This is a genomic window from Agarivorans sp. QJM3NY_29 (assembly GCF_050870835.2).
GTDB lineage: Bacteria > Pseudomonadota > Gammaproteobacteria > Enterobacterales > Celerinatantimonadaceae > Agarivorans.
Genome location: NZ_CP194036.2, coordinates 1,318,975 through 1,342,921 on the forward strand (window position 1 = coordinate 1,318,975; position 23,947 = coordinate 1,342,921).

22 protein-coding genes are annotated in these 23,947 nt (G+C 44.3%); 8 read left to right on the forward strand and 14 right to left on the reverse strand.

What is annotated here, in order from left to right; translation table 11 throughout:
* Positions 1 to 89: 89 nt before the first annotated feature.
* Positions 90 to 683 (forward strand): LysE family translocator, encoded by a 594-nt coding sequence (locus ACRRS0_RS06050; protein ID WP_432454094.1) that lies wholly within the window; start codon positions 90 to 92, stop codon positions 681 to 683.
* Between the two features lie 190 nt (positions 684 to 873).
* Here the strand turns inward: ACRRS0_RS06050 and ACRRS0_RS06055 are convergent, their stop codons facing one another.
* The gene (locus ACRRS0_RS06055; protein ID WP_432454093.1) at positions 874 to 1,518 is read right to left on the reverse strand and encodes a PEP-CTERM sorting domain-containing protein; all 645 of its coding nucleotides are present in this window, start codon (positions 1,516 to 1,518) and stop codon (positions 874 to 876) included.
* A 205-nt stretch (positions 1,519 to 1,723) separates the two neighbouring features.
* Entirely contained in the window at positions 1,724 to 2,941 is a 1,218-nt protein-coding gene (locus ACRRS0_RS06060) for a uracil-xanthine permease family protein (protein WP_432454092.1), read from the reverse strand.
* Positions 2,942 to 3,100: 159 nt separating this feature from the next.
* Here ACRRS0_RS06060 and ACRRS0_RS06065 point away from each other — a divergent pair, with 159 nt between their 5' ends.
* Together ACRRS0_RS06065 and ACRRS0_RS06070 are read left to right on the forward strand one after the other, a co-directional pair.
* Entirely contained in the window at positions 3,101 to 3,445 is a 345-nt protein-coding gene (locus ACRRS0_RS06065; protein WP_432454091.1) for a DUF2956 domain-containing protein, read from the forward strand.
* Between the two features lie 9 nt (positions 3,446 to 3,454).
* Positions 3,455 to 3,997 (forward strand): GNAT family N-acetyltransferase, encoded by a 543-nt coding sequence (locus tag ACRRS0_RS06070; RefSeq protein WP_432454090.1) that lies wholly within the window; start codon positions 3,455 to 3,457, stop codon positions 3,995 to 3,997.
* On the opposite strand, the gene ACRRS0_RS06075 is transcribed toward ACRRS0_RS06070, so the two are convergent.
* Genes ACRRS0_RS06075 through ACRRS0_RS06085 form a run of 3 tightly spaced genes read right to left on the reverse strand, consistent with a single transcriptional unit; the run spans position 3,994 to position 6,080 of the window.
* Complete coding sequence (locus ACRRS0_RS06075; RefSeq protein ID WP_432454089.1) at positions 3,994 to 4,491, reverse strand: hypothetical protein; 498 nt, start codon at positions 4,489 to 4,491, stop codon at positions 3,994 to 3,996. The two genes, ACRRS0_RS06070 and ACRRS0_RS06075, sit on opposite strands and share 4 nt — an antisense overlap.
* A gap of 39 nt (positions 4,492 to 4,530) precedes the next feature.
* A complete protein-coding gene (locus ACRRS0_RS06080) occupies positions 4,531 to 5,241 on the reverse strand; it encodes a glycerophosphodiester phosphodiesterase family protein (RefSeq protein ID WP_432454088.1) in 711 nt (236 codons plus the stop codon).
* Positions 5,242 to 5,249: 8 nt separating this feature from the next.
* Positions 5,250 to 6,080 (reverse strand): ion transporter, encoded by an 831-nt coding sequence (locus ACRRS0_RS06085; protein WP_432454087.1) that lies wholly within the window; start codon positions 6,078 to 6,080, stop codon positions 5,250 to 5,252.
* A gap of 246 nt (positions 6,081 to 6,326) precedes the next feature.
* Here ACRRS0_RS06085 and ACRRS0_RS06090 point away from each other — a divergent pair, with 246 nt between their 5' ends.
* Positions 6,327 to 6,917 carry an FMN-dependent NADH-azoreductase gene (locus tag ACRRS0_RS06090; RefSeq protein ID WP_432454086.1) on the forward strand — a complete coding sequence of 197 codons (591 nt, stop codon included), beginning with the start codon at positions 6,327 to 6,329 and terminating at the stop codon, positions 6,915 to 6,917.
* Between the two features lie 10 nt (positions 6,918 to 6,927).
* Here ACRRS0_RS06090 and ACRRS0_RS06095 read toward each other — a convergent pair whose 3' ends face one another.
* Entirely contained in the window at positions 6,928 to 7,806 is an 879-nt protein-coding gene (locus ACRRS0_RS06095; RefSeq protein WP_432454085.1) for a LysR family transcriptional regulator, read from the reverse strand.
* Between the two features lie 104 nt (positions 7,807 to 7,910).
* On the opposite strand from ACRRS0_RS06095, the gene ACRRS0_RS06100 reads away from it, so the two are divergent.
* A complete protein-coding gene (locus ACRRS0_RS06100) occupies positions 7,911 to 9,143 on the forward strand; it encodes an MFS transporter (RefSeq protein WP_432454084.1) in 1,233 nt (410 codons plus the stop codon).
* Between the two features lie 46 nt (positions 9,144 to 9,189).
* Here ACRRS0_RS06100 and ACRRS0_RS06105 read toward each other — a convergent pair whose 3' ends face one another.
* Positions 9,190 to 10,416 carry a beta-ketoacyl-ACP synthase gene (locus ACRRS0_RS06105; RefSeq protein WP_432454083.1) on the reverse strand — a complete coding sequence of 409 codons (1,227 nt, stop codon included), beginning with the start codon at positions 10,414 to 10,416 and terminating at the stop codon, positions 9,190 to 9,192.
* Positions 10,417 to 10,524: 108 nt separating this feature from the next.
* On the opposite strand from ACRRS0_RS06105, the gene ACRRS0_RS06110 reads away from it, so the two are divergent.
* A complete protein-coding gene (locus tag ACRRS0_RS06110; RefSeq protein WP_432454082.1) occupies positions 10,525 to 11,292 on the forward strand; it encodes a substrate-binding periplasmic protein in 768 nt (255 codons plus the stop codon).
* Between the two features lie 210 nt (positions 11,293 to 11,502).
* On the opposite strand, the gene yjfF is transcribed toward ACRRS0_RS06110, so the two are convergent.
* The 4 genes from yjfF to ACRRS0_RS06130 all read right to left on the reverse strand — a co-directional run bounded on the left by yjfF (position 11,503) and on the right by ACRRS0_RS06130 (position 16,149).
* Entirely contained in the window at positions 11,503 to 12,504 is a 1,002-nt protein-coding gene (yjfF, locus tag ACRRS0_RS06115) for a galactofuranose ABC transporter, permease protein YjfF (protein ID WP_432454081.1), read from the reverse strand.
* On the reverse strand, positions 12,504 to 13,589 hold the full coding sequence (locus tag ACRRS0_RS06120; RefSeq protein WP_432454080.1) for an ABC transporter permease: 1,086 nt from the start codon (positions 13,587 to 13,589) through the stop codon (positions 12,504 to 12,506). The genes yjfF and ACRRS0_RS06120 overlap by 1 nt, the downstream gene beginning before the upstream one ends.
* Positions 13,586 to 15,100: a sugar ABC transporter ATP-binding protein gene (locus ACRRS0_RS06125; protein ID WP_432454079.1), complete on the reverse strand. Its 1,515-nt coding sequence runs from the start codon at positions 15,098 to 15,100 to the stop codon at positions 13,586 to 13,588. The genes ACRRS0_RS06120 and ACRRS0_RS06125 overlap by 4 nt, the downstream gene beginning before the upstream one ends.
* Positions 15,101 to 15,171: 71 nt before the next feature.
* Complete coding sequence (locus ACRRS0_RS06130; protein WP_432454078.1) at positions 15,172 to 16,149, reverse strand: ABC transporter substrate-binding protein; 978 nt, start codon at positions 16,147 to 16,149, stop codon at positions 15,172 to 15,174.
* Positions 16,150 to 16,913: 764 nt separating this feature from the next.
* On the opposite strand from ACRRS0_RS06130, the gene ACRRS0_RS06135 reads away from it, so the two are divergent.
* Entirely contained in the window at positions 16,914 to 18,935 is a 2,022-nt protein-coding gene (locus ACRRS0_RS06135) for a hypothetical protein (protein WP_432454077.1), read from the forward strand.
* A gap of 59 nt (positions 18,936 to 18,994) precedes the next feature.
* Here the strand turns inward: ACRRS0_RS06135 and ACRRS0_RS06140 are convergent, their stop codons facing one another.
* Positions 18,995 to 19,768 carry a class I SAM-dependent methyltransferase gene (locus tag ACRRS0_RS06140; RefSeq protein WP_432454076.1) on the reverse strand — a complete coding sequence of 258 codons (774 nt, stop codon included), beginning with the start codon at positions 19,766 to 19,768 and terminating at the stop codon, positions 18,995 to 18,997.
* Between the two features lie 289 nt (positions 19,769 to 20,057).
* Between ACRRS0_RS06140 and ACRRS0_RS06145 the strand changes: the two genes are divergently transcribed.
* A complete protein-coding gene (locus ACRRS0_RS06145) occupies positions 20,058 to 21,359 on the forward strand; it encodes a DUF1835 domain-containing protein (RefSeq protein ID WP_432454075.1) in 1,302 nt (433 codons plus the stop codon).
* A 191-nt stretch (positions 21,360 to 21,550) separates the two neighbouring features.
* Here the strand turns inward: ACRRS0_RS06145 and ACRRS0_RS06150 are convergent, their stop codons facing one another.
* Positions 21,551 to 23,164 (reverse strand): EAL domain-containing protein, encoded by a 1,614-nt coding sequence (locus ACRRS0_RS06150; RefSeq protein ID WP_432454074.1) that lies wholly within the window; start codon positions 23,162 to 23,164, stop codon positions 21,551 to 21,553.
* An 86-nt stretch (positions 23,165 to 23,250) separates the two neighbouring features.
* A complete protein-coding gene (locus ACRRS0_RS06155) occupies positions 23,251 to 23,859 on the reverse strand; it encodes a cache domain-containing protein (protein ID WP_432454073.1) in 609 nt (202 codons plus the stop codon).
* Positions 23,860 to 23,947: the final 88 nt, after the last annotated feature.

Genomic DNA, 23,947 nt, shown 5'->3' on the forward strand with positions numbered 1-23,947 from the left:
ACCCTAGGTTAGCGTGAAAATACAATGGTGTGGGTATATTTTTTACAAAAAAAACAAATTGTATCGATTCAATTTTTTGGGGCTAGTTTATGGATATTGCAATTTTTACTTCAATGTTGTTATTTGCGTTGGTCATGGCTGGGACGCCGGGGCCCAATAATATGTTATTAACGTTTTCCGGGGCTAATTTTGGTTTTAAACGCACGCTACCGCAAATGGCCGGGATCCCGGTTGGTCTTGCCACGATGTTGATATTAATGGCGCTGGGTTTGAGTTGGGTGTTTCAACATTATCCGCCCTTGCAGTGGGGGCTTAAAATTGTGGGGAGTGTCTATCTGTTGTATTTGGCCTATCGGATCTTGGGGCAAACGAAGTTAGCGCAGCAGCAGATGAGTAGACCACTGAGTTTTTTTGAGTCGCTGGGGTTTCAGTACCTCAATCCAAAGGCCTGGATGATGAGTTCTTCAGCAGTTGCCAGTTTTGCCCTGCCCGGGGAGCAATACTGGCCATCAATTGCTGCCTTGATCCTATCATTTTTCATGATTAACCCGATTACAGCCACGGTTTGGATAAGCTTTGGGAAACTGATCGCGCGTTGGCTGAACGCGCCGCTTGCCAGGCAACGCTTTAATCTGACTATGTCATGTTTAACTGCCGCTTGTGTGGTGTTGTTATGGGTTTAAACATGAAAAATGGATTGTGTTTGCCATTTAATTACAGTGCTCTTTTGCTATTGTAAACATTAATGTTTATTGGGATTAATCCGAATCAAGGCAGGGCGAACGGTTGAATGTTGTTCACCCAAATTGGGATGATTTCACTCAATAAATGAGCATGTTTTAGGATAACTATTACAAGAGGCCAACTATATATTTATTGCCATTTTACAGGCCTTTTTCTTCTGAACACAATTCCTGTTAAACCCAAAGTGAAAAGAGCTAATGTCGCAGGTTCCGGTACTTGATTATTTGATACTGAAACAACATCTCCGAATACTAAGCTATCCATTCCATCTGTATCAGTTGAAGGCGTAAAGGTTACGCTATGAATAATGGGGATATCGAGATTGATATTGACAGTCTCCGAAGAGCCTGTACCAAGACCCGATAATAAGCTGTTGCCCTGTATATCAAAAGCTTCATATCCCCAGCTAGCCGTCTGCTCTTGGATATAATCAATGACATCAAACTGAATGTTGTCTGTTGCACCTGGATTATTGAGGTCCCCGTTTTTAAAAAATTGAATACTAAAGGCACCCGTGGCGCTACTGGTTGCGCCGGCATATATATAAGTTAACCCACTAGTGGCTAAATTTTGCCCCCCATATTGTGGTGAGGGATCTTGCCATGCATACATTTGATCGCTGGCAAAATAAACTTCGTCATTTAAGTATCGGTCCGCTTCCCACGCGACGCCTCTGCCTATGATGTCATCAAAATTTATTTGGCCTGCCATCGCATTACAAGATAACAATAAACTGTAAGTTGTAGCAGTAATGACTAATGATTTAATTTTCATAATTAATATAATCCATATGTGATTTAATTTTTATTGATTATATTGTTTTCTATGGTTTTTTCAGGGGTTAAGAATCAAATAGTGAGGGTGTTAAAGCTCATTTTAGACATTTATCTGCTCTCTGTTTGCGATTTCTGATTTGAGTTTGGAGTCGATCGAGAGGTTTTTTAAAAACGAGCTCATTTTAATAAGCTCGTTTTTCAGTTTATTTGTCGCTTGTTTTTGGCTCTTGTGGCAGTATCAGATTCAGAATAATCGCCACAATACCGCACAAACCAACCCCTTTTAGGGTGAACTCGCCGAGGCCTACTGCCATCCCGCCAATCCCAAACACCAGAGTCACCGATACAATCACTAGGTTGCGAGGAATGCTGAGGTCAACTTGTTTGCTGATCAGGGTGTTTAAACCAATGGCTGCGATTGCACCAAATAACAAACACATAATGCCGCCCATCACCGGAACGGGGATCGACAGTAATAGTGCACCGGTTTTGCCAATAAAGGCTAAGGCGATTGCAAATACTGCGGCCCAGGTCATGATCACCGGATTGTAGGTTTTGAGTAGGCTCACAGCGCCGGTGACCTCGCCGTAGCTCACCACTGGCGGCGCACCAAAGCTGGCGGCAGTCATTGTCGCAAGACCATCACCGAGCAATGAACGGTGAATGCCCGGGTTTTCGACGAAGTTCTTCCCGGTCACGTTGGAGATTGCCAGAATATCGCCGAAGTGTTCAATGGTCACAATCAGGCCAATTGGCGCAATAAACAGGATGGCTTGCCAATTAAACTCGGGAGTCACAAATTCAGGCAGGGCAAACCACGCAGCGCTGGCAACCGCGCTAAAGTCGACCAGGCCAAAAAACAAGCTCAGAACATAACCCACCACCACACCACAGATAATTGGCATTAATTTGAGCATGCCTTTGGCAAAAATGGAGACAGCGATGGTGGTAAATAGAGCGGCTAAAGAAATGAGTAGGGCAATATCTTGATCAACTAATACTGCACTGCCATCACCGGTTTTCCCTAAGGCCATATTTACCGCAACTGGAGCTAGGCCTAAGCCAATCACCATAATCACCGGACCAACCACCACTGGGGGTAAGAAGCGTTCGATGATTTTTACGCCGCGTACTTTGACTACGGCGCTAATGATAATAAACATCACACCAGCGGCCATTAAACCGCTTAGGGTGGCTGGCAGGCCAAACTGTTGGATGCCTAAAATAATGGGGCCAATGAAAGCGAATGAGCTCCCTAAAAAAATCGGTATTTGTCGGCGAGTACACAGTTGGAAAATTAAGGTACCAATACCAGCACCTAATAAGGCGAGGTTTGGACTAATACCGGTTAGAAGTGGAACTAAGGTGGTAGCACCAAATGCAACAAGTAGCATTTGAGCCCCCAACAGTGGGGTGTTCATTCGTTTTTCTCCCTGAGTTAAAAGTGCCTCAGTGTACGCTGATGTCACGACTAAAAAAATGATCGCGATGATACTGGCTAAAAAAATATATAGGATGATGGGAAAGTTTGGACTTGCTGAGAAGTTTGGTTCAAAGTAATTGAAACAAAGGGAGGCATTGTGGCAAAACCAAGTAAAGTAAAAGTATCTACTGAAACTATCGCAACCGCAGATAGCATCGCAAAAGCAACTCAACGCCCTGGGCAAACCAAAGAGCAAACTAAGCTCATTTCGCAGGGGATCCAAAAGGGGATCGAGCAGTATAAAAAGCAACATAAGACTAAAATGCGTGAAGCCGACAAACTGCGTAAAAAGCAACTAGCCAATGTTGCGCCGCAGCAAGAGGAATCACCTAGTCTCGACAACGGCAAACCAAGAGCTGAGGGGCGATGGTTGCCTTGGTTATTGCTTGCTGCGTCATGGTTAGGCTTTGCTGGGTATGTATTGAGTGGCGTTGGCCAATAGGAGGATAGAATGCTAGGTAAGCGATTACTGATCCGACCCTATTTGCCAGAAGATGCGCTGGCTCATGCCGAGGCTGTTCGTGAAACCGCTGAGTCAGGTCAGCGCTGGCTTAACTGGATGGATGAAGATTATCCTGATTCTGAGAGTCGTTCATGGCTGGCCTTAAGCCAAGCAGCGCTGGCTAAAAACATTGCTTTTGACATGGGGATCTTTGAGAACAAAGGAGGCCGTTTTGTGGGGGCTATTGCCATTAATCGGCTGGAATGGAATTACCGATCGGGCAATCTAGGTTATTGGATCCGCGCTAGCGCTAGTGGCTCAGGCTTCGCCACCGAAGCGGTTCAATTAATGGCTGATTATGCTTTTCATGCCTTACAACTCAACCGCTTGGAGTTGGTGATTGCTGAGCAGAACTGGGCCAGCCGTCGGGTCGCAGAAAAGGCCAATGCGCAATTTGAATGCCTAGCTCGCTCACGAGTGATTGACTACGGTAAACCAGTACATGCCGCAATTTATTCGTTGATCCCTGGTGATTTGTTGACTTCTATTTAGTTGTCGATACTTTTGAGACGAATATGACCACGCTGATTAATGAAACTGAGCATCGATTTGCCCAGTAACCAAGGTAAGTCTTGATTGACCGCTTGATAGCCTAGTTGGCTCGCCACATGATTGGTGAATTGACTCCAACCTACATTGGCTAGTCGCCAAGCGATATTATTTTGCTGTGAAGCATCAATGAATAAACGCACGATGGCTCGAAATCGTGGCGATTCGAGACTATTTAGCCAACTGAGCCTTAGGTTTTCACGACTACTGAGGTCTAAATGCTGAATAAAATTACGGGTGAGGCGACTGTTGATTGCTGCGGTCACCGATTGCAGATTGGGAAAGCAGTCATTGAGTTCTACTTCGGTTATATGGCAATGATTGGCGATATGACTCATCTCTAGTTGTTGCCAGTCGCCTTTCAGCAGGAACTCTAATACTTGATCGAGGATCATTTGTTTCAGTTGTTGTTGGGCTGATAAACTGACCTGATTCATGTTCCGCTTCCTGCAGCAACTCGATTCTCACTCAATGATTCATATAAATCGCTCAGGAAAGTCACTAATAAGCATATCTAGCCAAGGCAGTAATGCGGTGATTTCGGTGGGCTCATTTACAGTGTAAGTAGACAAACGATAACCTGCCAGTTTGATTTGTTTTGCTAGTTCTGGTGTGAGCCGACGATAGTCACAATGGCAGGCCACGGCATTCATGTCTTGCAGCTGTAACTGCCAGTTTTCCGGAATATCTTCGTATAATTGAGCAAGATCGACCTCTGGGGCGTGGTGATGAATGAACAACATCAATTGATGGTCGAAACTAGATATTAATAGATCACTTAAGGGAAAGTCACAATGCTCAATTTCAGAGAGCACCGCCTCAACCAACTGTTGGCGTGGCTGTTGGTGATATTTCAGTTCCAGATTGAGTTTTAAACCAAGTTGTTTAGCGTGTAATAGGTATTGTCTTAGGCTGGGAATATGCTCTCCAGTGAAGCGTGGGTCAAACCATGAACCCGCATCTAAGTGCTGTAATTGGGCTAAGCTGTAGTCGGCGACCTTCCCTCGGCCGTTACTACAACGCTCCAGATGTTCGTCGTGAAAGACCACCGGTTGATGGTCTTTCGTCAAAAAACAGTCAAATTCCACCCATGCTAAGCCAAGTTCGGCGGCTCGATCTAAACCTGCTAAGGTGTTTTCTGGGGTGCTGCCTTTCGCACCACGGTGTCCTGCGATGATTAACATCATTTATCCCCTTATTCGTTGCTTAGGCTTGCGCCACAATATTTACAGTAATCGGCATCTTGGTCATGGCCACTACGTTCACAATGTAGGCAGCTGACTGATTGATGCTCTTTACGCATTTCGTTGACTAATTCAGCGCCAATGATGCCAGTCGGCACCGTGATAATCGAAAAACCAGTAATCATCACTAATGCAGCTAGGGCTTGACCTAAGGGCGTTACTGGCGAAATATCGCCATAGCCGACGGTGGTAATGGTGACGATAGCCCAATAAATTCCCTTGGGGATACTGGTAAAACCATTTTCTGGGCCTTCTATGGCATACATTAATGCGCCGTAGATAGTGGTCATGAGGCAAATACAAAATAAGAAGACCAATATTTTACGACGTGCTAATAATAGCGATCGTAGTAATACATTGGCTTCGCTGACATAACGAACCAGTTTGAGCACTCGTAAAATACGTAAGATCCGAAGTAGCCGGAACAGCAGCATCACTTGAGCGGGCGGATAGAGTAAGGCAAGGTAAGTGGGCAAGATCGCCAGCAAATCGACCACCCCATAGAAGCTTTTGGCATATTCTTTAGGGGCTGGGGAGCAATATAAGCGAGCCAGATATTCAATGGTGAAAAATACTGTAAACACCACTTCAATACTAATAAACCACTGATCATACATGTTTTCTATTCGGCTGACTGAGCCTAAGATAACCACACTGACGCTGGCAAATATTGCGGTGACTAACAGTAAGTCGAACAATTTTCCCGCAGGACTCTCATAACCAAAAATGATGTCGTAAAGCTTGGTTTTAAAACTGCTACGATGGGGACTCTTTAGTGCCACAAGTCGATCCTTTGCCTATTTCATTGCTCTTAGTATATCGACAAATACGCGGAATAGAAGTCACCGCAGTCTCTGCTCAGGTGATGCGAAATGAGTGGACGAATCAGGGTTGAGATGGATACCGATTTCTCATTGATGGAATGATTAATCATTCTATAAAATAGATATTTTATTGCTATTTTTTGTTGTTTATATTCTAATATTTTGATGATAAAGTCTTATTATCAACACTTGGAGACTTAATCTATGACAAAAATTCTTACCCTTAAATCTAGTATTCTTGGTGAACATTCTAGTTCATCGGCCCTGATTGACCAACTGAACGCTCGCTACCTTGAACAGGGATCTGAGTTGGTGAGCCGTGATTTAGTCAGTGAAGCATTACCGGTACTGACTGGTGAAATTGCACTGGCCTTACGCGGCGCGCCAGACTTAAATGCTGTTCAACAACAAGCGCTTGAGTTATCAGATAGTTTAATCGCAGAGTTGAAAAGCACCGATGTATTGGTAGTTGCGGCACCCATGTATAATTTCTCTATTCCGACTCAATTAAAAAATTGGTTAGATTTGGTTGCGCGTGCTGGCGTAACCTTTCGTTATACCGAAAATGGTCCAGAGGGCTTAGTAGAGGGCACGAAAGCCATTATCGTGACGACTCGTGGCGGTATGCATAAAGATGGTGCAACCGATTTACAGATCCCTTACTTAAAATTAGTATTGGGCTTTATTGGCATTAGTGACGTTGAAGTGGTCTATGCGGAAGGCCTTGCCATGGGTGAAGATCAAGTACAACAGCAAATGCAAGCAGCCCAGCAGCAACTTGCCTCTTTGGTATAAGCCCGCCCTGTTAGTTCGCCTTACAATGAGCTAACACAAAGTCTTTAAAACGTTGGTTGGCGCGCGATAGGTAAGCATCGCGTCGCCAAGCTAGCCCCAGTTCCAGATAAAACGGCGGATCAAAACTTAAAAAGTGTAGAGCATCTCCCGGTTGCACTACCATGCTCAGCAGCGTAGTGATCCCAAAGTCTCGCGCCACAATTGACTTAATTAGCGGGATCAAATTCGTTTGAAAAGACACTTGAGGCAGCATCTGTTGTTCACGACTAATTTGTTCAATTACCCGATGATGAAAATACCCTTCGCGAAATAGTACTAGTTCATGGCTTAAAAACTCTCGATGGCTGATCTGGTTCTGTTGGCTCAGTGGGTTATCTTGACTGCAACAGGCCAGTAGCTCTCCACGATAAATTGGCTCACAAACCAATTCGGCAGGCATATTTTGAGTGACCACAATCCCTAAGTCTAACTCTTCGCTGAGTAGTTTTTGTCTGACCAATTCGGTACCCGCATCCACCACCGACAAATTAAGCTGCGGGTATTGGCTTTTAAAGGCCATTAGTAGTGGTGGGAAGAAGTATGAGCCCATCATGCTGGGGATGCCAATGGTGACGGTGCCACTTTCTAGGCCGCGCAGCGATTGCATGGCTTGTTCGGTGTCTTCGGCTTGTTTTAGCAATTGAATGGCATGTTGATAGAGCACCTTACCCTCGGTGCTTAAGCTAACTTTTCGTTCATTTCGCTGTAACAGTTGCAGTGATAGCTGTTGCTCCAGTTTTTTGATGGTTGCACTAATCGCTGGTTGTGCGATGCCAAGCTGCTTTGCGGCGGCAGTAAAGCTCCCTAATTGCACCACTGCGACAAATTGTTTGAGTTGTCGAAGGTCCATGACTCTCATCTATAAATAAAATTTATAACTACGATAATACTAATATATTTTATTTATTCAATATGGAGGCTTAGTATGAGATATCCCACTTCGAGAAAGCAGTCATGAAGTATTCACAAAATAGCAAAGGTTTTTGGCGAGTCACCGCTGCCGTGTCGGCAGCTTCCTTAGTTACTTTTTTTAATCTGTATTTAGTGCAGCCTTTGCTGCCAATCTTTGCTCGTGACTACCAAATATCTCCCCTAACAGCCAACAGTGTCTTGTCGGCAGCCATGTTGGGGATGGCGCTAGGTCTATTATTATTGGCGTCTTTATCCGATGCGATTGGGCGACGCAAAATTCTATTAAGTTCGATTATTCTGGTGCCCTGTATTAGTTTGTTGATCGGTTTAGTACCTGCGCCATCGTTTCATTACATCGTTGTATTGCGGTTCTTTCAGGGGCTATTTTTAGCCGGAGTTCCCGCAGTCGCGATTGCTTACCTAGCCGAGCAGTTGGATGCTAATGCCTTGATTAAATCGGTGGGGATCTTTATTGCTGCCAATTCATTGGGCGGGATCGGTGGGCGTTTGTTGGGGGGCTGGGGAGCGGAACTACTTGGTTCTTGGTCGATGGCCTTTGTCTTGGTTGCACTGCTCAGTTTAAGCATGGGGATAGTAGTGTGCTTTTTACTACCGATGGAAGCCCCCACAGCCGCAAGTCCTTGGCGCTTGCGGCAAAGTTTAGTCAACTATAAGCAACATTTGGGGAATTCTCAGTTAGTGGCTGCTTACTTAGTCGGGGGCGTTGGTTTTGGAGTATTTATTAATCAGTTCTCTTATCTAACTTTCATTTTGGCTGACGCACCTTATTCCTTGCCGAGTAGCTTAAGTTCGTTATTGTTTTTAAGTTATCTCGGAGGCACCTTCACAGCTTCTTCCGCTGGACGGATTGCCGATAAAATTGGTGGTAAACGTTGTATCATGGCAGGGCTTAGTTTAATGGCTTTAGCCAGCCTGTTGAGCTTATTTGGGCAATTGTGGCTATTGCTTTTGGCAATGGTTGTTTCTTCTATGGGCTTCTTCTTTTGCCATGCGCAAGCCAGTGCTTGGGTTAATCAGCATGCGACGCAAGCCAAGGCTAGTGCTTCGGCCTTATATACTATTAGTTATTATTTGGGGGCTGCTTGTGGTGGGGTGTTGTTACAGCCCTTCTTTAGTGTTTGGGGATGGTCTGGGATCGTATTCGCTAGCGTGAGTGCGTTAACGGGGGTGTTGTGGGTGGCCGGTCGGTTTCTTAAAGGTGGCGAGCTAAGCGCACAACAATTGCTGTTAGATCCCAGTGGTACCCGTCGTTAAGTTAAAACAGTGCGATGCAACAAGCCGTTTGCTGCATCGCGAATCATTATAATTTTTTGAAAATCATCGAAGTATTAATGCCGCCAAAGGCGAAGTTATTCGACATCACAAATTCGCAATCCAGTACTCGCCCTTCGCCTCGAATATAGTCAAGCTCGCCACAGCGACTATCGATGTTATCTAGGTTGAGAGTGGGAGCATACCAATTGCGTTGTAACATGCATAAGCTTAACCATGCTTCGATGGCTCCACAGGCACCTAAGGTGTGGCCGAAATAACTCTTCAAACTGGATAGCGGTGTTTGTGAGCCAAATAAACGATGAGTGGCAGTAGTTTCAGCGATGTCGCCTAGCTCGGTTGCGGTCCCATGGCCATTCACGTAGCTAATATCTGCCGGAGATAAACCTGCATCTTTGAGCGCCATTTCCATGCAAATCTGCATGGTTTCAGCGCGTGGTTGGGTGACATGCGCAGCGTCACAGTTGCTCGCAAAACCAACTAGTTCAGCAATGGCTGTGGCCCCCCGAGCCTTGGCAAATTCGGCATTTTCTAAAATCAGCGTACCAGCCCCTTCACCAATGACTAAGCCATCTCGATCTCGATCATAGGGGCGAGGGCTAAGTTCGGGAGTATCATTTTTTAGGCTGGTGGCAAATAAGGTATCAAACACCGCCGCTTCGGTGGGACATAGCTCTTCGGCACCACCAGCGACCATCGCGGTTTGCATGCCGTACTTTATGGCTTCGTAAGCATAACCAATCCCTTGACTGCCCGAGGTACAAGCGGTGGAGGTTGGTATCACCCGACCGCGTAAACCGAAAAACAATCCGGTGTTGACCGCGGTGGTATGTGGCATCATCGCTACATAGGTATTGGCGTTAATATTACGGGTACTATGCTCGAGCAACATGGTCGCAAAGGCGGACACTGGTCCGGTGCTTCCGGTTGACGAGCCAAACGCGATGCCGGTGCGGCCATCGGTGAGCGCTGGCTCGTCAATTAGCCCGGATTGGATCAACGCTAGTTCGCTGCTGCGAGTCGATAATTTTGCAACTCGACCCATGGAGCGAATTTTTTTTCGGGTGTAGTGTTTGGGTAATTCAAACTCTAGGATCGGGGCCGCTAAGCGGGTATTTAAGCCATCATACTTATCCCATTCGTCGATGCGTATAACCGCATTTTTTTTGGCTCGTAAGCCTTGCCACACCTGTTCTTGCTCAGTCCCTAAAGCTGTGATGCCAGCCATGCCAGTTACGACTACTCGGTTGGTCATTAATATAGGCCTCCGTTTTCTTTTAGTTGTTGATGTTTTTAATATCCTTACTTGATGTTATTCTTTACGCTTGATTTAAGCTTCACTGTGACCACGAGGATCCGGTTTGTGACGATAAGGAAAGCTAGTCGCTTAGTGGTTCTTTTCATAGGTTTTTTTTATTCCCAGTTTATCTATTCGACCCACTTGAATTTAGCAACTTTAGATGATTTTAAACCCTTCGTTTGGTGCAATGGTGCTGGGGCGCAAGGGATTGACGTGGAAATTATTAGGGAGTTAGCGCGACGAACAGGCTTCACTTTCAAGATTCGCTGCTACCCTTGGGCGAGGGCCTTAGAGAATGTCCAGTATGGAGTTTCTGATGGTGCATTTTCAGCATTTAAAACTGAAACGCGAGAGCGTTATGCATTTTTTAGCAATACTCCGCTTCATGTGAGTACATTTAAAGTTTTTGTAAGAAAAGACCATCAATTTGTTTTTAATCAGCTTGAAGATTTATATCAGCGCAATATTGGCTTAGTTCGCAATTTTACAATCAGTAGCACATTTGATCAGGCTGTGCAGCGCGGACAGATTCATGTAGAAGCGGTGGTCAATACCGAGCAGAATATAAAAAAACTGATTAAAGGACGGATCGACGCTTTTATTGAAAATGAGTATGTGGCTCTTTATACCATCAAACAGATGGGTTTGAGTGAACAGATTGTTGCCTTACCCAAACCGGTTATTCAACCTCGAGAAGCCTATTTGATAGTCTCTAAAGCTGCCAAGTATGACCGCAAATCTGAGGTTATGGTGACGTTGAATCAGACGCTGTCTGAGATGATGAATGATGGTAGCATTAGCCAAATTACGGCTCATTTTATCTCGAAATAAATCGTTTTGTTTACCTTTCCAGCTTCATCTAGAGCTTAAGCTTGGCTATTATCACCGCAAAATTTTTTGGTGTACATTGGCTTAGCATCTTTGCCTTACAAACTAAGCTTAAACATCTCCTTGTTCATATTAAGTCTGCGATTTAGCATCTCTGATTTGCGTTGAGCAATCCAGTTTTACAATGAAATACTGGATTGCTGGGTGAGTCACTTATTGTTCGGAGGGCGAGGCTGCTTGGTTTTGCCAATAGCCTGAGTAGCGATCCACGACAATTACGATTAGTTTTTGCAATACAATAAAGAAGAACAATAAGGCTCCAATGGCTATCTTGGTCCACCAACTGTTTAAGCTGCCATCGAAAGCGATGAGGGTTTGAATGACTCCTTGGATCATTCCGCCAAAGAAGGTGCCAAGCACAAAGCCGACTCCACCACTAAGCAAGGTGCCGCCAATCACCACGGCGGCGATCGCATCTAACTCCACGCCAACTGCTGCTAGGGGATAACCAGAACCAGTATAAATGGCAAATACAATTCCCGCTAAGGCGCTAAAAAAACCACTCAAGGCGTAGATTTTAATAGTGGTTTTTTTGATGGGTACCCCAAGTAATTGCGCCGAGACGATATCGCCACCATAGGCGTATACATTCATACCGAAACGTGTTTTGCGAGACACCACAATACCAACCGCTAAGGAGAGTAGCATCACCAAAGCAATGAAGGTGAGGCCGCCGCGTCCTGGTATTTCAAGATAGAAGTCGGAGAGGGCAGTGATAAATGGATGACTAATTGCCACCGAATCAAGATTGATCAGGAAGGCTAAACCACGTAAGAAAAACATGCCCGCCAGGGTAACGATAAAGGCTTGAATTTTAAAGGTGTAAATAATGTAGCCAACAATGCAGCCATAAAGGCTACCAATAATTAGCGCCAAGCCGATAGCGAAGAGAGGGTGAAGTCCTAAGGTGGTCACCAGGTGCGCAAAAAATACACCAATGAAGGCGATCATCGAACCTACCGAAAGATCGATACCACCAGCAAGGATCACAAAGGTCATGCCGATGGCGGTGGTAATCACGAAGGCGTTATCGGTTAATAGATTGGTGAACACCAAAGTATCTCTAAATCCGGCATATTCCACCATGCCATAAGCGTACAGAGTCACGAATACGACAATGGTGGCGAGTAACGGGAGGGTTCGCTCATTTAACATTACGCTGACTCCTTATTCTTTTTAAATAACTGCTTGAACTTATCCTGAGTGGTGGACGATTGGATGAGCAGAACCAGTAGGATGATAGTCGCCTTCACGATGAGATTGTATTGTGCTGGAATACCACTGGTTAAGATGGCGGTGGTTAGCGTTTGAATAATGAGTACCCCAATCAGGGTGAGGCCTAAATAGATCCGTCCGCCAGCTAAGGAAGCACCGGCAATGACCACCGCTAAAATGGCATCAAGCTCTAACCATAAGCCAGCATTGTTGGCATCGGCACCGCGAATGTCTGCCGCGAGTATTACCCCTGCGAGGGCAGAGCAAAGGCCTGAAAACACATAGGCGAGCGTGATAATTTTTTTCGACTCGATCCCAACTAAGCGTGAGCTGGTCGGGTTGGCTCCGACCGCTTCCAGGAATAATCCTAAGGCGGTTTTGCGGATCACTATTGCCACTAATAAGGCAACGCCGAGCAAGATCCAAACTCGCGTTGGAAGTAGCCAAATGAACTCGTTGCCGAGCAAGTTGAAGAAGTCGGAATGGAAGGTGACAATTTGGCCACCGGTAATCATCTGTGCAATACCACGTCCAGCCACCATGAGAATAAGGGTGGCAACGATCGGTTGCATTCCGACATAAGCAACGAGCAGTCCATTCCATAAACCAAAGGCTAACCCACTGGCAAGCGCGATCAGCAATATGTAGATGGGGGATAAGTCGCTTGTGCTCAGTAAGACCGCCATCACTGCACCAGCAATCGCGGTGATGGCACCTACCGAGAGGTCGATGCCACCAGTTCCGATCACCACAGCCATGCCGAGGGCGACTAAAGCCGTTGGCATACCGCGATGAATAATGTCGATTAGGCTCCCATAGAGGTGGCCATCAACCATTTTGAGTTGTAAGAAACCTGGTGAAAGAATCGCCGTTGCCACGAGGATTAACACCAAGGCGATGATTGGGCTCATTGTTTTAAGATTGAGCCGTTTTTGCTTAGGCATGGTTTGTTCTACTTTGTCATTGGCGCTGAGTTGTAGTTTGACCGGATGTTCGATTATTTTGGCGGAGTTGCTGGATTTCATTGTGCGATTGCCTCAATAATTGCGCTGCGATTGATCTCTTCGCCGCTAAGTTCTGCGACCATTTCCCTATCTCGCATTACTAATACGCGATCGGCAAATACCACTAATTCTTCTAGCTCGGAGGAAACGACCAACATGCTCATGCCTTTTTCACAGAGCTTGCGGATCAGCAAAATGATGTCATGGTGAGCACCTACGTCGATCCCGCGAGTGGGCTCATCCAGGATCAAAAGATTAGGCTCAGTGATTAACCAACGTGCTAGGATCACTTTTTGTTGATTTCCGCCGCTGAGTTCAGCCACTGGCCGCTCGACATCGTGAGTCGCAATATGTAGGCCCTTGACCATTTCATCGACCAGTTGATTTTGCTTCGCTTTAGTGATTTGTTTTAACCAGCCTTGGCGGGACTGCAGAGCGATAATGATGTTTTCGCGCACGCTGAGTTCGGCGATTAAACCTGAATGCTTGCGATCTTCTGGGCATAGTCCAAAGCGTTGCTGCATTGCCTGTTTGGGAGTATTGATGGTGACGGCTTGATTATTAAGTGTAATTTTCCCACTATCCGCATGGTTTACGCCGTAGACTAATTCCACCAGTTCAGTGCGTCCCGAACCGAGTAAACCGGCGAGAGTCACCACCTCTCCTCGGCCAACTTTTAAGTCCACAGGGGACAAGACATTGTGTTTGGCTAAGCCTTCAATTTCTATATATTTAGGAAATATTTTAGGACAGTTATCATGATGCTCATGATTCCGATTTAAATCACCGAGTTCATGACCAACCATATGTTGTATGAGGGCTTCACGGGGCAAGTTTTTGGTCTCAAAACTGCCGACATGTTTGCCATTGCGTAATACGCTAATCCTATCGCAGACTTGATAAACTTGATCTAAGAAATGGGTGACAAAGATAATGCCGATGCCCTTTTGTTTTAGTTGGGTCATTAAGGCAAATAGTCGAGTTATTTCTTCTTTATCCAGGCTCGCGGTAGGCTCATCGAGGATCAGTAATTTGGCTTCAAAAGATAAGGCTCTGGCGATGGCAATCATTTGTTGAATTGCGACTGAAAAACTACCGAGTAAACGATTGGGGTCGATGCTTAAACCCACCACTTTGAGCATCTCTTGAGCGCGTCTTTTGGCTTTGTGGGTGTCAATTAGGCCCCATTTTCGAGGTTGAGATTGTAGGGTTAAATTCTCCATCACAGTCATGCTGGGAACTAAATTTACTTCTTGAAAAACGGTGCTGATCCCGGTGCGTTGAGAATCTCCCACGCTTTTGTTATTAATTTTTTTACCATTTAAATATAATTCACCAGAGTCTCGCTGGTAAACACCGGTAAGTACCTTAATAAAAGTGGATTTTCCAGCACCATTCTCACCGAGTAAGGCATGAATATGCCCTGCTTCTACCTGAAGACTCACCTTATCTAAGGCTTTAATCCCACCAAAGGAAATTGTAATGTCTTTCGTCGATAGTAGCGGCGGGGGGACTGCAACAGCTTGATTCATCGCTAAGCTCCTAACTAACATGGCTTGGTAAGCACCGTCCATTGGTGCTTACCAAAGCGACTTGGTGAGTATTACTTACGTTTTTGGTATTCGGTGGCAGCTGTATCAGGTAAGTAAAGTGGACCGTTGGCCTTAATCCATTTAGGAACCTCTTTGCCAGCAGCCGCTTGTCGAATGGCTTCAAACGCTGGGCCACCTAAATGTGGATTAAGTTCGATAGTGGCGTTTGCTTCACCCTCTGACATTGCTTTAAAGATATCTGGAACAGCATCAATGGAAACGACTAACAAATCTTTGCTGGGTTTAAGACCTGCTTCTTTAATCGCTAGAATTGCACCTAAGGCCATATCATCGTTATGTGAGTAGACGGCACAGATATCTTTGCCACCGTTTTCGGCTTTCAAGAAACTCTCCATCACTTCTTTACCGCCTGCGCGGGTAAAGTTACCGGATTGTGAACGAATAATTTTCATATTTGGAAAGCTTTTAATGACCGTTTCAAAACCAGTTTTTCTATCGATGGCCGCAGAAGAACCAACGGTGCCTTGCAATTCTACGATGTCACAGTTACCTGAAGTTTTCGCCGCTAACCAAGCTGCCGCTAAAGAACCTTCTTCGGTAAAATCGGAGGCTATTTTGGTTAGATATAGCGATGGATCGGCATTCACGCCACGGTCAATTAATACCACCGGAATTTTGGCGCGCTTGGCTTCTTTTAATACCTGATCCCAGCCGGTTTCAACCACTGGTGCGAGTAAAATTCCATCGACCCCTTGAGCAATATAAGAGCGAACGGCCTTAATTTGGTTCTCTTGTTTTTGTTGGGCATCGGAAAATTTTAAATCGATGCCTTGGCGTTTGGCCTCGGCTTTAATGGATTCAGTTTCCGAAGTTCGCCAACCACTTTCCGACCCGATTTGTGAAAAACCATAGGTTTCAGCAATTGTCACGCCTGAGGCTAGCGGCAGGGCAATAGCCAAAATTGCAGGTAGAAGCCGTTTTAACGGATGATTGCCTGTATTACTCGAAGTTACTTTGTTTATTAACATTTTCATTCCCTTTTTCATCAATACCAGCTTTGAATCATCATCTTAACTACTTGTTTTTAATGACGATGAAAAGGGTATAGCACTATTGCAAATTAACACAGTGCATCTAGCTGAAACGTCCATGTTATTGACCAGAACATACTAAGTGAACACTCAAAAATATGAGCTTGTTCAAATATTACGTAATGACAAAATTATTGTTAAATGAATGTTTTGTATTTGTTAATGCCTGGAGGTGTTGTCGATTGTCGCTTGTAATTTTTTTCGCTGTACTGGTAATCAAAGTTAGCTATTTATCAATATAAAGGTTTCTGGTTTCAAATTAAGTTACTGATTTTTATGTTAATTAATGGTGTGTTTCGAATATGACAATGATTGTGCGCTGTCGGTTTTGCGACAATTTCTAAAAGATCAAATCTATGTAATTGGCTTATCAGTGGCTGGTATAAAGATTGCTTAGTCATCAGTGCTCAGTATTAGTGATTTGATGTGACACACTCAAAAAATTGAGATAAATACACTGGCTTGCCAATATTTGATAGGGGTAAATACTTGTATTTTATAGCAAGGCTATATTTTGTTTCGCTTTAGGGGCTGTTGGTCTTTGGTTGTCGTGTTTGTTGCTATTGTGACTATTTGTCGCTCATTTCGGTGAAGTGATGCTGTGAAATGTAGCAATTTTGATGAGTCATCTGGGTACGGGACATCAATGAGCTATATAAGCGCTGCCTGCGTAAATGGATTTTTTAAGGAGTTTTCAAGGAATGGAATCATTAGTTGAAGCGCATCAAACTCGGCTGATGTCGGTAATGCCTCAAGTAAAACAATATGAAGCAAAGCTGGATGCGTTAAACACTTGGTGGGATAAAATCACATTAGTGGGCAAAATAAATAGTTACAACCTTGCCGCCACGATTTTAGATGATATGCAAAATACCAAGGAAAAGTTTGGAGAATTGCATGGCAAGTTAATTGACAATTTACTTTTGGAGCATCTACAAAAGCTGGTTGTAGATAATACTTCCAAGTCACAGGTTGCCATCGACATTTTAATTCGTAATCTGTTTGAACGCACTGCCGATGTTGGCTTTTTGGCGACAGACCAAGATATTCGAATTTTTCTTGAACAGCGTGAAAAGACTCAAAGTCATCAGGCTTTTATGCAGCAGCGCTTGCAAGAATATGTCGAAAAATACTCTGTATATGATGAGATTATCCTACTGGATACCAATGGCCTGGTATGCGCGCATTTAGATCCCGCTAATCCAATTACGCATTGTCACGATCCTTTGATAGCGGCGACCTTAGGTAGTGATGACGATTATCTCGAAACATTTGGTTATAGTGACTTACAACCCAAGCGACGCCAATCATTAATTTATTCGTGTAAGATTACGCGAACTAATGATCCTCATTCCGAGCTATTGGGGGTGTTGTGTTTATGCTTTCGTTTTGATGATGAGGTCGATGGTATTGTTGGTGGTTTATTGGCTGACAGCGATAGTGAAATACAGCTAGTGGATAAGGAAGGTTGTGTGATCGCGAGCAGTGATCCTCAGTTCGTCGCTGTTGGTAGTTCATTTCAGTACCAAAATCGGCCACGTATGCTTCATTATCAGGGGAAACACTATCTTGTTAATTCGACTCAGACTCACGGTTATCAGGGGTTCTTTGGTTTGGGGTGGTGGGCTCAGGTGCTCACACCGATTGAGCAAGCCTTTAAAATAGAGCGTGAGGCCGACATCGAACTGGACAATCAAGACGTGATTAATTCAACTCGCTTGTTTTCTCGTGTACTAAAGGAAATTTATACAGCTTCCAATGATGTGAACGAAGATCTCAGTCTGGTCGTTCTCAATGGAAAAATAACAGCAGCACGCCAGAATGCGGTTGAGTTTGTACCAGTATTGGAAGAGATTAAACAAATCGGCGAGAATACGGCGAGTATCTTTTCTGCATCTATCCGCAATCTTCAAGCTACGGTTATGTCATCAAAAATGAACGATCTTCAGTTTATGGCGACATTGGCGGTCGATATTATGGACCGTAACTTATACGAACGAGCAAATGATTGCCGTTGGTGGGCGCTGACTTCAGATTTTCGGCGGATCTTAGCGAAACCAGTCATCAGTGATGAAGATCTGACTTATATGGAGCAAGTTTTAAGTTATATTAATGAGCTCTACACGGTCTACACTAATCTTTATTTATTTGATAAAAATCAGATTATTATCGCGGTTTCTAATCCTCAGCAACGACATTTTATTGGCCAGTCAGTGAGCGACCAAAGTGGGGCGAAGCAAGCCTTATCGCTACAAAACTCTCAGCAATATAGTGTCTCTCCTTTTATGGCAAGCGATTTGTATGCGCAGCAATATACCTATATTTATAATGCTGCGGTGAGTCGTTTGGATGCGGATTGGGAAGTGATAGGAGGGATTGGTATCGTATTTGATAGCCAACCCCAATTTGAAGCGATGTTAAACGATGCGCTACCTAAAAATGAAGTGGGTAGCGTGAGTGTGGGAAGTTTTGCTTTGTTTGTTGAGCGTCATAGTAAAATGATCATCTCTGCAAGCGCTCAAGCTCCGCAACGGCAAGGGGAGTATCTGGCATTGGATGACGGCTTGTTTGAACTGATTCCGGGAGGTAAGCATGCAACAATCATCGATTATATGGCAAAGCCCTACATTGTTGGGATGGCCGCTTCAAAAGGCTACCGAGAGTATAAAACGACCGAAGATTATCAAAATGATGTATTGAGTTTTATCTTTGTTCCGCTGTAGTGTTTTAAGGTATCGAAACAGAGTTAAGCAGTGAGTTTCGATGAAACCCACTTGGTAAGTTATGCGCTTTTTCGAGCCACGATGCTATAGACCAGCGGCGATTCGTAATGCTCGTGTTCATAATAAAATTGACCGGGTTCGCGCTCTACCAGATCTTCGAAGCAGTTATAGGGGCTGTAGTCATATTCTTTCAATTGTTCAATGATTAAGCCGGCTTTGATTAAGGCATTCAAAACATCGGAGATTGGGTGACCCCAAGTTAGCATGGGGCTGACTTCACCATCGTCATTCTCGGTATAGCTGCCTTCTTCATCAAGATCCGCTTGTTCGCGGTGAAAATATCCATAGCCACTGATCAGGTCATGCACTGGATGAAACTCTGCCAGACACAGCTTGCCACCCGTTTTTAAACTTGCTGCAACCACCTGTGCCCACCGCTCAATATCGGGTAGCCAGCACAGCGCGCCATAAGAGACAAATACCCAGTCATGAATAGGACGGGTCACTTCGCCGTAATGGTAAACATCATCACAGATAAATTCGACCGTTTGCTGAGTTTGCTCGGCAAGCGCTTTCGCCTGTTGAATGGCTTCGCTCGATAAGTCCACCGCGGTGACTTCGGCACCTAAACGCGCCCAGGATAGGCTATCTAAACCAAAATGGCACTGCAGATGTAATAGTTTTTTGGCGCTGACGTCACCGATTAAATCACGTTCAATTGATTTTAGTGAGCTGTTTCCGGCTAAGAAACCAGCCACATCATAAAACTCGGAATCAACATGTAAAGCGGTACGTTTATCCCAAGCGGCTTTATTTAAGGCTAAGTAATCCATGATTATTCGTTCAATAGAAATCGTGTTGCCTAGTTTACGTGAGTTTGTACTGAAATAAATCAAGATTATGTCAGGGCCGATTTGTATTCTGGTGGTAAAAATAGCCATTTACTGTGATATGAAGATATTGCTAACATGTTCACCGAGGCTTGCTCTAAGCCGCCAGCTCGCGGAAAGGTGTGAATCACCAAGGGATTGACAAGGTCGCCACCAATAGTCGTGGCCAACAATCAGTTTATTTACCTTCTTTTCTGGTTGCGAGTACAGAACAATAGAGAATGGTGAATTTATGTCCAGTCGAAATGCATTTGTATTAAATTTAAGTTACCTCAAAGCTCAAGCCAAACGCCGTCTGAAGCTAATCAAATCGGGCAATGCCGAGCAATATCAGATTTTTCGCCGTTATCATCCGCAAGCTCATCACCTAGAAGGTATTAAATTAGCTGATATTCAGTTGGTGATTGCGCGTGAGCTTGGCCTTGCTTCCTGGGCGGCCTTGAAAGTACATATCGAGCAGCAAAACCAGCACCTTCAAGCCATAAGCTCTGACGCCGCCCCTCTGGATGCTGAGCTAAATACCCTGCATATTCGCTGCGGCCATGATTTACAGCACTTATTACCAAGGGCTGGATTTAAAGGGGACTTTTTGGCCTGGATAGACCCTTATTGCCTTGGGCCGTTAAGTCTTGATGAAGCAACCCTATTAAGAGTAAGGGCCGAATTTGTGGTTCAACATTACCTATCGGAACTGAAGCCGCAGGACGCCGATATTGATGCCGTGATCGCTGGTGAACGAGCCAAGCGTGCACAACTTAATGATCCACAATACCAGCAAATTGTGCTGTGGCTGGAGCATGATAATTACGACCAGTTGATGATGATTTATCTGTTAGCCATTATGACTCCAGCTTTATTGAGTAAAACCAAGATCATCGAAGTGAACCAGTTTCCCGGAACCAGCCGTTATGTGGGTTTAGGACAACTCCCAGCGCAAGCCTTAAGGAGCGTTTGGCAAAGTCGCCAAAGCGCGACCACAAAGATGCAGGGGTGGGCCAGCAGGGTTTGGCATGCCTTGTGTCAAGATAATCCTGAGGCCATTGTGGCGATTCTCAACAGCGATATCGATCATTCTTTTAAGCAAATCAAGCCTGTATTAATGCGTTACTTGCAAGAGCTACCGCATACGACAAATGGTCTTTCACTTACCCAGCGTATAGCGCTGCAATTGTTAGCGGAAGCGGGGGAACAAGGGCTAATTTTTCGCGACTTGTTTCACGCCTACCAGCAACGAGAGTCTTTGCCCTTTTTAGGTGACCTCATGTTCTGGGCGCTGATTAAACCCTTAAGCCAAGGGGAAGCCCCTTTAATTGATATTCATCGGCTTGCTGGGGAAGCATTTAGTTCGGCGAGCTTAACGATAAACACCGAAGGCTTCAGTTGCCTGCAAGCTCGAACAAAGTGGCTGGGCGCGGATTATCAGCTTGGCGGGATGAACATTTCATCGCAAAGCGCTTGGCAATGGGATCACCAACATTTAGCTAGTTTGAATTATCGCCATTGGCATCAAGATTTGCTTGGATCGGTAGAATGATTAAACCGGCTTGCTATGTTAAGACGCTAACATTTGTAGCGTATTAAGCTGAAACTACATAAGGTTCTGTCCGAGGAGCAACGCTTGGTCGGGTCCCGCTTTTGCTGGTGGTTGCGGTGTCACCAGCAAAAAATCGATGAGGGAGGCGGTTTACTCTGCGATTGTAGAGTGGTTTGTGCTTGCTCATCATATTAATTTTTTAAGAATTTTTTCAGCTCATTGATTCTCATGGGTTTGGCGAATAACCATCCTTGACCAATTGCATCTGGTACTCGGTCATAGATATAGGCCAATTGTTGTTCGGTTTCGATACCCTCAAAAACCACCTGTACTTGTAGATGATCTAACATACTAAAGATCCCTTCCATGGAAATACTGTTAACGGTTTCGGTATGGATGGCCTGAGTGAAAATTTTGTCGACCTTTAGTTCGGTGGGCTCTAACGTCGATAGCCAAGAAAGGTTTGATAAGCCAGTACCAAAATCATCAATTGAGACGAGATAGCCTTGTTGTTTGAGTTCTTTAGAAAAACGCGACATTTTGTCATTGTTATTGGTGGTGGTTTCGGTAATTTCTAAGACAATTTGTTTGCGTTGGAAATTATATTTTGCGGTTTGATGGTTGAGAAAGGTAATAAAGGAATCGTTGCTGAGTAATTCTGCGGAAACATTAAGGCTTACGGTTAATGAAGGGAACTTTTCTAAAGTAGTGCTCATTTCTCGAAATACATAGCTAACCATTTTCTTGGTTAAGGTCTCGATGAGTCCAGAACTTTCGGCTACTCGGATAAATACTTCCGGTGATACCATGCCTAATTTGGGGTCATTCCAGCGGGCTAAGGATTCTACGCCAATCACGGTTTTGGTTTCTAAGTCTATCTGTGGTTGATAGACCGGATAAATATGATCCCTGCAGATCTGTTTTTTGAGTCGACGCACAAAGGCGCGAGGCCCAACCCGAAAAGATTCGATCATGATGGCGACGGAAATACTCAGCAGAATAATGATTGCAGAAATAATTAAAAACTGGCCGATGGGAAATTTGTATAAACCGAGCCGCATATCTACTGATGTTACACAGAGATTGTACAGTTGGTTACAATGGGTATAAGTAATAAAATGACCAGGCAAAGGTAACCAATCTACCCATGAGTTTTTATGGGTAATGGTTGGCTCGATGGTTCGTGGTAATAGCTCACCGTAATAACTATAAATATATCGCTGTTCTGCTTCGGCATAAATAACCCCCCCCATTCCACGTATGTTGAAGTAGCCTTGCCTGGTTAATATTAAAAAAGGCGTGGAAATAAACGCCACTGTACTGTTTAAGCCAATGATGGGTTGGTCTTCTTGGGTTCTAAATAAGTCGGTTTGAGAATTCCAGTAATGCGTCCCATCGGCAGTGATGGCATCCGCTAAAGACAGATCATAAGGGTGGGAAAGAATACCTTGTTGTGCGGTGCAGATTATTTTACCTTGCTTGATCCTGCCTAAATCGCCAATGAAGAAGTAGGTCTGTTTAATTTCATTTAACTGGCTTAGGTCTGGTTCGCTACATGGCTTGCCCAAAGGCGTTTGAGCGAGGTTTAAGCCAGTTTGCAGATGAAAAGCGACTTGTTCTGCACGAGTGAAATTGATGAAGCTATAAGAGCGAAGCGTGTCTAAGCTAATTGACATGATAATGGCATGGATGATTAGACTGAGGATGAATACAATCAAGCTTGTAAGTAACACAATATTGATTGTCGAAGGTTTGGTTAATCCATATTGTGAGTGAGATGCACTAAATAAAATCGGGTTCAACATTCTTGCTGCCTAATGGTCGTATGCGCTTGGTGCAAATCAAAAGCGCTTGCTTTGTTTATGAATCTGCCCCGATATGTTTGGGATTGTTAAAACTTAGCACGAGATCTTCGTATAGAGTAAATAAATGTCATAATGATGACCACCATTGAAATGACAATTGAAGTGAGAAACTTGCTAATGTATGTAAACAGAGTGTTATCCACATCATCTAAATAAATTCCCATTCCGATAACCCACTTCCATTCGGGGATTTCAGTGACACCATTAATTTTCCATGTTCTGGTATTGTTTGAGGGTTTGATATTTGTTTCAACCACATAAAGAATATCTTCATGGACTAAGTTTTCCATGTGTCGCACATAAGATTTTTGAATTTGGCCAATCACTCGCTCTCTGATATGGACTCTGGCGATGGCATTGTTATCATTGGCCCATAAATAAGAGGCTCCATATCGCATTCCTGAAAGAAACTTTATAATTTTTTGGTCGGTTTCAGCTTTGCTAAGTAGCCCTTGATGATACTGCTCTATGTAAATGGCAGATTGTTGCCGTGCAATATTCAGCAGCAATTCAATTTCTTGTTTTTTGGCTTCAATCAGACTTTCTTTGAAAGTGTAAAAGCCGGTAACACCAACTGAGATAAAGCCTAGTAACATTACGGTCATTAAAATTGCAAATGCTTTAATGTCTTTCATTCAGTGACTCTTTCTTGATTATTATTAAATAAAGATAGTTAATAATATGTAGTTGTGCAGATACTTTAGTCCTATTTTTACCGTGAAA

Bases quoted from the DNA above. Each gene is read 5' to 3' on its own strand.
- ACRRS0_RS06055 (WP_432454093.1), bottom strand. From the start codon at position 1,518: ATGAAAATTAAATCATTAGTCATTACTGCTACAACTTACAGTTTATTG.
- ACRRS0_RS06100 (WP_432454084.1), top strand. From the start codon at position 7,911: ATGAAGTATTCACAAAATAGCAAAGGTTTTTGGCGAGTCACCGCTGCC.
- ACRRS0_RS06145 (WP_432454075.1), top strand. From the start codon at position 20,058: ATGTCCAGTCGAAATGCATTTGTATTAAATTTAAGTTACCTCAAAGCT.
- ACRRS0_RS06120 (WP_432454080.1), bottom strand. From the start codon at position 13,589: ATGAAATCCAGCAACTCCGCCAAAATAATCGAACATCCGGTCAAACTA.
- ACRRS0_RS06155 (WP_432454073.1), bottom strand. From the start codon at position 23,859: ATGAAAGACATTAAAGCATTTGCAATTTTAATGACCGTAATGTTACTA.
- ACRRS0_RS06090 (WP_432454086.1), top strand. From the start codon at position 6,327: ATGACAAAAATTCTTACCCTTAAATCTAGTATTCTTGGTGAACATTCT.
- ACRRS0_RS06075 (WP_432454089.1), bottom strand. From the start codon at position 4,491: ATGAATCAGGTCAGTTTATCAGCCCAACAACAACTGAAACAAATGATC.
- ACRRS0_RS06080 (WP_432454088.1), bottom strand. From the start codon at position 5,241: ATGATGTTAATCATCGCAGGACACCGTGGTGCGAAAGGCAGCACCCCA.
- ACRRS0_RS06140 (WP_432454076.1), bottom strand. From the start codon at position 19,768: ATGGATTACTTAGCCTTAAATAAAGCCGCTTGGGATAAACGTACCGCT.
- ACRRS0_RS06135 (WP_432454077.1), top strand. From the start codon at position 16,914: ATGGAATCATTAGTTGAAGCGCATCAAACTCGGCTGATGTCGGTAATG.
- ACRRS0_RS06130 (WP_432454078.1), bottom strand. From the start codon at position 16,149: ATGTTAATAAACAAAGTAACTTCGAGTAATACAGGCAATCATCCGTTA.
- ACRRS0_RS06050 (WP_432454094.1), top strand. From the start codon at position 90: ATGGATATTGCAATTTTTACTTCAATGTTGTTATTTGCGTTGGTCATG.
- ACRRS0_RS06105 (WP_432454083.1), bottom strand. From the start codon at position 10,416: ATGACCAACCGAGTAGTCGTAACTGGCATGGCTGGCATCACAGCTTTA.
- ACRRS0_RS06125 (WP_432454079.1), bottom strand. From the start codon at position 15,100: ATGAATCAAGCTGTTGCAGTCCCCCCGCCGCTACTATCGACGAAAGAC.
- ACRRS0_RS06150 (WP_432454074.1), bottom strand. From the start codon at position 23,164: ATGTTGAACCCGATTTTATTTAGTGCATCTCACTCACAATATGGATTA.
- ACRRS0_RS06095 (WP_432454085.1), bottom strand. From the start codon at position 7,806: ATGGACCTTCGACAACTCAAACAATTTGTCGCAGTGGTGCAATTAGGG.
- ACRRS0_RS06060 (WP_432454092.1), bottom strand. From the start codon at position 2,941: ATGAACACCCCACTGTTGGGGGCTCAAATGCTACTTGTTGCATTTGGT.
- yjfF (WP_432454081.1), bottom strand. From the start codon at position 12,504: ATGTTAAATGAGCGAACCCTCCCGTTACTCGCCACCATTGTCGTATTC.
- ACRRS0_RS06070 (WP_432454090.1), top strand. From the start codon at position 3,455: ATGCTAGGTAAGCGATTACTGATCCGACCCTATTTGCCAGAAGATGCG.